8 protein-coding genes are annotated in these 6716 nt (G+C 71.7%); 4 read left to right on the top strand and 4 right to left on the bottom strand.

The genetic code is table 11. The features are described from left to right. Nucleotides 1-104 precede the first annotated feature (104 nt). The 4 genes from ESO86_RS09315 to cofE all read right to left on the bottom strand — a co-directional run bounded on the left by ESO86_RS09315 (nucleotide 105) and on the right by cofE (nucleotide 3738). The gene (locus ESO86_RS09315) at nucleotides 105-956 is read right to left on the bottom strand and encodes a coenzyme F420-0:L-glutamate ligase (protein ID WP_129234646.1); all 852 of its coding nucleotides are present in this window, start codon (nucleotides 954-956) and stop codon (nucleotides 105-107) included. Next, nucleotides 953-1924, bottom strand: coding sequence for a TIGR03557 family F420-dependent LLM class oxidoreductase (locus tag ESO86_RS09310; protein WP_229276148.1), 972 nt, complete (start codon nucleotides 1922-1924; stop codon nucleotides 953-955). The genes ESO86_RS09315 and ESO86_RS09310 overlap by 4 nt, the downstream gene beginning before the upstream one ends. 169 nt (nucleotides 1925-2093) lie before the next feature. Next, the gene (locus ESO86_RS09305) at nucleotides 2094-2864 is read right to left on the bottom strand and encodes a GntR family transcriptional regulator (RefSeq protein ID WP_129234644.1); all 771 of its coding nucleotides are present in this window, start codon (nucleotides 2862-2864) and stop codon (nucleotides 2094-2096) included. Between the two features lie 91 nt (nucleotides 2865-2955). Further along, a complete protein-coding gene (gene cofE, locus ESO86_RS09300) occupies nucleotides 2956-3738 on the bottom strand; it encodes a coenzyme F420-0:L-glutamate ligase (protein WP_242492297.1) in 783 nt (260 codons plus the stop codon). A 145-nt stretch (nucleotides 3739-3883) separates the two neighbouring features. Here cofE and ESO86_RS09295 point away from each other — a divergent pair, with 145 nt between their 5' ends. The 4 genes from ESO86_RS09295 to ESO86_RS09280 all read left to right on the top strand — a co-directional run. Further along, entirely contained in the window at nucleotides 3884-4249 is a 366-nt protein-coding gene (locus ESO86_RS09295; protein ID WP_129234642.1) for a hypothetical protein, read from the top strand. Between the two features lie 9 nt (nucleotides 4250-4258). Continuing rightward, a complete protein-coding gene (locus tag ESO86_RS09290) occupies nucleotides 4259-4768 on the top strand; it encodes a DUF6328 family protein (RefSeq protein ID WP_207207081.1) in 510 nt (169 codons plus the stop codon). A gap of 52 nt (nucleotides 4769-4820) precedes the next feature. Then, nucleotides 4821-5666: an exodeoxyribonuclease III gene (locus tag ESO86_RS09285; RefSeq protein ID WP_129234641.1), complete on the top strand. Its 846-nt coding sequence runs from the start codon at nucleotides 4821-4823 to the stop codon at nucleotides 5664-5666. A gap of 64 nt (nucleotides 5667-5730) precedes the next feature. Next, a partial coding sequence (locus ESO86_RS09280; protein WP_165307576.1) for a serine/threonine-protein kinase occupies nucleotides 5731-6716 on the top strand: 986 nt, incomplete at its 3' end.

The following is a 6716-nucleotide window of genomic DNA, read 5'->3' as shown; positions in this document are numbered from 1 at the left end:
CGCCCGCTCCGCGGGCCCGAGCTCCGGCGCGAGCCGCGTCTTCGCGGCCGTGAGCGACTTGACCGGCACGACGACCGTCCAGCCGGGCGCTTCGCCTCGTCGGGTCATCGGTGCACCCGCTCCCGCTCGGTCGCGGCGAGCGCCGCGGCGAACCCCTCGGCGAAGCCGATCGAGCGGCCTGCGGAGTACCCGGCGGTGCGGCCGGCCACCGTGCCCTGCGCCATGGCCTCATCCGTCCCCAGGCGGAACAGGTCGCGTTCGGCGGGCCTCGCGATGGACCGAGCGCCCGGCAGGTCGAGCGGTCCGACGAGATGGGCGAGTCCCGAGACGACGGCGACGGGACATCCCCTCGCCTTGCCCTTCACGAGGTCGCCGGCTGCGGCGAGCTCGTCGGCGACGCACGGCATGGTGACCGAGAGGGGCTTGCCCGCGGCATCCGTCGTGCCCCTGAGGTCGTCGAAGACGTGCACGCCGGCGGCGCCGATCGCGATGTCGGTCTGTCCCTCGCGCCACGGCCGGCCGAGGGTGTCGCTGAGGATCACCCCGACCCGGTGACCGGTTCGCGACCGCAGGCCCTCGGCGATCGAACGGGCGGATGCGTCGGGGTCGGCCGGGAGCAGGAGCACGGTGCCGTCCTCGGTGTTGCTGGCATCGACGCCCGCCGCGGCGGCGACGATGCCGAGGCGGTTCTCGACGATGCGCGTGACCCCGCCCTCGTGCGCCCGGGTCGCCACGACTCGCACCGTCTCGTCGGTGATGGCCTGCTCCCGGTCGGCCGCACGCACGATCCGTCCTTCGGCCTTCGAGACCACCTTCGAGGTGACGACGAGGATGTCCCCCTCGGCGAGCGTCCCGCCGGCGGACGCGAGGATGACCTCCACGAGGTCGTCTCCGGGGCGGACCTCGCCGATGCCCTCGAGCACGCGTACGGCGAGCGCCGGGGCTGCCGGCCTCATGCGCGCAGCCCCGGCAGGACCTCGCGGCCGAAGACCTCGAGGAACTGCTCCTGGTTGCGGCCGACGTTGTGCAGGTAGATCCGGTCGAATCCGAGATCGAGGTGGCGCTGGAGGTGCGCGCGATGCGCGTCGGGGTCGGAGGACACGAGCATCCGCCCCTGGAAGTCCTCGGGCCGCACGGTTCGGGCAAGCTGCTCGAACTCGAAGGGCGAGCGGATGTCGCTGCGGGAGAATCGCATGCCGCCGATCGGCCACTCGGTCAGGGCGTTCCGCATCGCCTCGGCGTCGGTCTCGGCCCACGACACGTGCAGTTGCAGGACGCGGGGCATCGTGCTCGCGTCGCGGCCCGACTCGCGCGCACCCTCGGCGAACCTGGCGATGAGCGCGGCGAGTCGGTCGTACGGCCCGCCGGTCGTGATGAGCCCGTCTGCGATCTTGCCGGCTCGCCGGGCCGTGACCGGACCTGCAGTTGCGACGAGCACCTTGGGTGCCACCGGCGGCATGGTCCAGAGTCGCGTCGTCTCCATGCGGAAGTGCGGGCCGTGGTGACGGACCTCGCGCCCGGCGATCGACGCGGCGAAGAGCTTCCGGATGACCTCGACCGCCTCGAACATGCGTGCGATGCGCTCGTGCGCCTCGGGCCAGTACTCACCCACCACGTGCTCGTTGAGGGCCTCGCCCGAGCCGATCCCCAGCCAGTGGCGACCCGGGTACATCGAGGCGAGCGTGGCACTGGCCTGCGCGACCACCGCGGGGTGCGTGCGGAAGGTCGGCGTCGTCACCCCCGGGCCGAAGTCGCCGCTGGTGCGTGCACCGATCGCGCCCAGCACGCTCCAGACATGCGCGGACTGACCTTGCTGCGGCAACCAGGGCTGGAAGTGGTCGGTCGCCATGACGCCGGAGAACCCGTGCCGCTCCGCCAGTTCCGCGTACGCGACCGCGTCGGATGGAGGGAACTGCTCGAGCATCGCGGCGTAGCCGATGTGCACTGACACCCCTCCATCCTGACGCGTCGTCGCAGTGGTGTCATTCGGGGCCGGTCGGCCCGAACGGCGGGTCCACTCCCGCATCTCCATTATTTCGGATACTGGATCCAGAATGCAACCACAAGTCGTGAAGGGCGTGCGATCGCTCGCATCAGCTCCGCGATCGCCGCCGGGTCGGCGCCGCCTTCGCGAGCGACTCCGCCTCGAGCATGTCGAGCACTCCGTCGCGCACGCCCTCGAGGTGATGGCGCAGCAGCGCCACGGCCTGCTCGACATCGCCGGCCGCGACGGCGTCGGTCAGTTCGTCGTGCGAGTGATGGTGCGTGTCGTCTCCGACCAGCCGCCATCCGAGCATGTACCTGCCGACCTTGAGGCGGAGCTGCTCGATGAGCTCCCACTGGATCGGTAGCCGAGCTGCGTCGTAGAGCTCCGCGTAGAACGCGGTCCTGGCGTCGACGAAGTCCCCGCCCTCCTGCTTCGCGTCAGCGGTTCGCCCGAGTTCGCGCAGGCGGGCCAGTCGCTGGTCGGTCATGTCGGCCATCGAGTGGCGCAGCGCCTCGGTCTCCAGCAGGATCCGGAGCTGGTAGACCTCACGGGCCTGCTCGGACGAAAGCGACTTGACTACGGCACCCCGTCGATCATGGAACTCGACCAGTCCGTCGGACTCGAGTTGGATGAGCGCGGACCGGACGGGCAGCCTCGAGACCCCGATCAGCTCGGCGAGCGTCTCCTGTCGCAGCTTGTGCCCGGGAGGGAGCGTCCCGTCGAGGATGGCCTCGCGGATGATGTCGTAGGCCATGACCCCCACCGACCGATAGCCGGCGGCGTGGCGGCCGGCGAGCCTCGCGAGGGCGGATTCCGGATCGCGCGGCGCTTCGGTCCCGATGAGCTCGTCCGCTCCGTTGCTTTCGCCTGCCGTCATGGGTCCCGAATGTATCGGAAAGATCACGACGAAGTCTGCATCTTGGATCCAGAAATCTCGGGGCGCGATGAACGGGCACGCGCCACCAGCGTCACTCCGGGCGCAGCGGCCCCTCGGCCTGCGCCTCGTCGAAGCCGGCGCGATACCCCTCGTCGTACGCCTCCTCGGCCCCCTGGCGGAACATGTCGCGGTCCGCGGGCCGGACGATCGACCGCGCGCCTGGCAGGTCGAGGTCGCCGACGAGGCGGCCGAGGCCGCGGACGACCGCCACGGGCACCCCGGCGGACTTGCCCTTCACGAGTTCGGCCGCGCCGGCGAGCTCGTCGGCCACGCAGGGCATCGTCACCGCGAGCGGCTTGCCCGAGGCATCCGCCTGCCCCCGCAGGTCGTCGAAGACGTGCACGCCCGCGGCGCCGATCGCGATGTCGGTCTGCCCCTCGCGCCACGGCCTGCCGAGCGTGTCCGAGAGCAGCACGCCGACCCGGGCGCCGGTGAGCGAGCGGATGCCGGTGGCCAGCGCCCGCGCGGACGCGTCGGGGTCGACGGGCAGGAGCAGCACGGTGCCCTCCGGCGCGTTGGACGCGTCGACGCCCGCGGCGGCGCCGATGATGCCGAGCCGGTTCTCGACGATCCGGGTCGTGGACTCCCCGGTCTGGCGCGTCGCGACGACGCGAACGGTCTCGTCGGTGATGGCCTGCTCGCGATCGTGGGCCTGCACGATCCGCCCCTCGGCCTTCGACACGATCTTCGACGTGACGACGAGGATGTCGCCGTCGGCGAGCGGCTCGTCGATCGCGCCGACGATGAGCGCCGCCAGGTCGACGCCGACGCCGATCTCCGGCAGGCCCTCGACGCCCTCGATGCTGTACCTCACGCCCGCACCCTCCGCTCGGTCCTCCTCACATCTTGGCAGCAGGCGGAGCGCATCCCGGCAGCAGGCCGGGCGCACCTTGGCAGCGGGCCCGGCCCGCTGCCAGACTTCGCATGGGGTGCGCGGGGGTGCGCCGGGGGAGGATCGCATGTCGGAGGTCGTCAGCCCGCCCGCCAAGCGCCCCGTGATCGTGTGGGACCTGGTGCTCTCCATCGTGCTGCTCGTGCTCATGGCAGGCCTGGCGTTCATGCTGCTGTTCTTCTCGTTCTTCCTCGCGTTCGCGGGCGACTCGTGCGGGGCGTCCTCGACCTGCGACGTCGACCGCATCGGCACGGGGATGCTCCTGGCCATGATCCTGCCGATCGTCGTCGCGGTGCTCGCGCTCGTCGCCACGGTCGTCGTGCTGGTCCTCAAGCGCATCGCCTTCTGGATCCCGCTCGTCGGGATGGTGCTCATGGTCGGCGCGTTCGCGCTCGGCGCGGCCGTCACCGCGTCGGGCGTGCAACCGGCGTAGCATCCGGGCATGTCATCCCACGCGATGGACGGAGCGGGCCGGACGGCCGCCGCCGAGGAGCGGCACGAGACCGAGGCGGAGCGCCAGGACCGGAAGTTCAACGACATCCTCCAGGAGCTCCGCGTCGTCATGACGGGAACGCAGCTGATCACGGGCTTCCTGCTGGCCGTGGCGTTCCAACCGAAGTTCGCCGCGCTCGAGGCGCAGGAGGTGACGCTCTACCTCGTGCTCGTCGTGTTCGCGACGACGGCGACGATGCTGGGGCTCGCTCCCGTGATCCTGCACCGGCAGCTCAGCGGCAAGAAGCAGAAGGACCGGGTCGTCCGCATCGCGAACACGCTGCTGCTCATCCTGCTCGTCGTCGTGTCGCTCGTGGCGGCCGGGGTCGCGATGCTGATCTTCGACGTGACCGTGAACCGCCAGGCCGGGTACATCGCGGGCGGCGTGGCCCTGGTGCTCCTGCTGGCGTTCTGGACGGTCGTACCGCGCATCGGCTCGCGCGAGCCGCGCCGGCGCTAGGCTGCGCCCGCGTCGGCGGCGAGGGTCGGCGGACGACCCTAGGCTGGAATCCATGCGCATCGCCACCTGGAACGTCAACTCGATCCGCACCCGATACGGCCGCGTCGTCGACTGGATGGTGCGCGAGGACGTCGACGTGCTCGCGATGCAGGAGATCAAGTGCAAGCCCGAGCAGTTCCCGCACGAGGCGTTCGAACAGGCCGGCTACGACCTGGCCCTCCACGGCCTGAACCAGTGGAACGGCGTCGCGATCGCGAGCCGCCTGCCGATCGCCGACGTCGAGACCGAGTTCCCCGGCATGCCCGGCTTCCTCAAGGGCCACGAGGGCCCCGACCTGCCGAAGGAGGCGCGCGCGATCGGCGCGACCGTCGACGGCATCCGGCTGTGGAGCCTGTACGTGCCGAACGGCCGCTCGCTCGGCGACCCGCACTACACGTACAAGCTCGACTGGCTCGCGGCGCTCACCGACCTGGCTCGCGCCGAGACGTCGGCGCACCCCGATCGCCCGTTCGCGCTCATGGGCGACTTCAACATCGCCCCGCTCGACGAGGACAACGGCGACCCGACCGTCATCGAGGGCGTCACCACGCACGTCTCGCCGCCGGAGCGGGCGGCGTTCCGCGCGCTCGAGGACGCGGGGATGACCGACGTCGTCCGGCCCATCGTCCCGACGGGCTACACGTACTGGGACTACAAGCAGCTCCGCTTCCCCCGCAACGAGGGCCTGCGGATCGACTTCGTGCTCGGCTCGACGGCGTTCGCCGACCGGGTGACGGATGCCTCGATCCACCGCAACGAGCGCAAGGGCGACGCGCCGAGCGACCACGTGCCCGTGCTCGTGGAGCTCGCTCGCGAGCAGTCGGGCGACGACGACGACCTGCCGATGATCTTCGGCTGAACGACTCGTCCGCCGGTCCGCAACCCCGGACGGACATCCAGCGCGAGGGGTTACCCTTCGTCAGATGGACTCCCCCACGGAACAGGTCGCGAACTCGGCGACCGACCCGGTCCTCGGCTCGACGCTCGCCGACCGGTACCGCGTCGACGGCCTCATCGGGCGCGGCGGCATGGCCGCCGTGTATCGGGCCGACGACCTCGCACTCGGCCGGCGCGTCGCCGTCAAGGTCTTCACGGCCTCGACCGAGGGCATCGACGACGCCGACCGCCGCCGTTCCGAGACGGCCCTCCTCGCGAGCCTCACCCACCCCGCCCTCGTCACGCTCTACGACGCGGCGAAGGACCCGGCGAGCCGGCGCGAGTTCCTCGTCATGGAGCTCGTCGAGGGCGAGGACCTCCGCAAGGTGCTCGAGCGCGGCCCGGTCTCCCGGCGCGACGCGGCACGGATGCTCGCCGACCTCGCCGAGGGGCTCCACGTGATCCACTCCCGGGGGATCGTGCATCGCGACGTGAAGCCCGCGAACGTGCTGCTCTCCTCCGCGCACCTGCCGACCCGGCGCTGGAACGCGAAGCTCGCGGACTTCGGCATCGCGCGGCTGCTCGACGAGTCGCGGCTGACCGCGACGGGACGCATCATCGGCACGCCCGGGTACCTCAGTCCGGAGCAGGTCCGAGGCGAGCCGGTCGGCAGCAGTGCCGACGTGTACGCCCTCGGGCTCCTCATGCTCGAGTCGCTCACCGGTGCCCAGCCGTTCCCCGGACCGGCGCTGGAGTCGGCGAGCGCACGCCTCGTTCGCGACCCGGCCATCCCGAACGACCTCCCGGCGGACTGGCGCGACCTCCTGGCCGCGATGACGGCGCGGGATCCCGCCGAGCGGCCGACCGCGCTCGACGTGGCGCTCGCCACGGAGTCGCTCGGGGTCGACGACGACGCACCGACCCGCGGCGATGACGCGACCGTCGCCCTCACCCGCCCCCCGGCGACCGAGGACGACACGCGCGTGCTCCCGGCGACCCGGGTCGTCCCCGCGGAGTCCGACGACGCCACGGC

Origin of the sequence: Agromyces binzhouensis (assembly GCF_004135055.1) — a bacterium.
Lineage (GTDB): Bacteria > Actinomycetota > Actinomycetes > Actinomycetales > Microbacteriaceae > Agromyces > Agromyces binzhouensis.
The sequence above is the reverse complement of the archived record's forward strand: the minus strand, read 5'-3'. Positions and strand labels throughout refer to the sequence as shown.